The 686-nt window shown below is 47.1% G+C and carries 2 tRNA genes and 2 rRNA genes; all 4 read left to right on the forward strand.

Annotated elements, in window-relative coordinates:
* Positions 1–106 (forward strand): 16S ribosomal RNA (locus tag ACFFUV_RS24045); the annotation flags it as partial.
* A gap of 135 nt (positions 107–241) precedes the next feature.
* Positions 242–315: transfer RNA gene (locus ACFFUV_RS24050), tRNA-Ile, on the forward strand.
* A 90-nt stretch (positions 316–405) separates the two neighbouring features.
* Positions 406–479 (forward strand) — tRNA-Ala (locus ACFFUV_RS24055).
* Between the two features lie 114 nt (positions 480–593).
* A 23S ribosomal RNA gene (locus ACFFUV_RS24060) occupies positions 594–686 on the forward strand; the annotation flags it as partial.

The following is a 686-nucleotide window of genomic DNA, read 5'->3' on the forward strand; positions in this document are numbered from 1 at the left end:
ACGTGAAGTGCGTAACCGCGAGGAGCGCCCTAGGGTAAAACTGGTGATTGGGGCTAAGTCGTAACAAGGTAGCGGTACCGGAAGGTGCGGCTGGAACACCTCCTTTCTGGAGTGACGTCTCGACTCGATCGTTGGTTCTTGAAGTTATGCTTCCATAAGAACCTCTTGTACTGCGCGTACTTGTTTATTAAAATATACGAGAAAAGTAGAAGCCGAGCCGTAAGGCGAGGGTTTGACTGACAGTCCTATAGCTCAGTTGGTTAGAGCGCTACACTGATAATGTAGAGGTCGGCAGTTCAACTCTGCCTGGGACTACTTCAAAGTTGAAAGCTGAAAATTGAAAACTGAAAATCGGGAACTCTCCGGATTTTCCACTTTCCACTTTCCGTTTTCCACTTATAAGAAGGGGGATTAGCTCAGCTGGCTAGAGCACCTGCTTTGCACGCAGGGGGTCAACGGTTCGAATCCGTTATTCTCCACTCTCTCTGAAAAGAGAAACGATCTATGACATATTGTACAAGCAAAACAGTAATTTTAGTAGTAAAGAGCTAAAAGTATATATCATCCCGCACTGGCAACAGTGTGCGATAATAAAGAAAGTAAGCAAGGGCGCATGGCGGATGCCTTGGCTCTCGGAGGCGATGAAGGACGTGATAAGCTGCGATAAGCTTCGGGGAGGTGCAAAT

This window comes from Vibrio olivae, assembly GCF_042428525.1.
Taxonomy (GTDB): Bacteria; Pseudomonadota; Gammaproteobacteria; order Enterobacterales; family Vibrionaceae; genus Vibrio; species Vibrio olivae.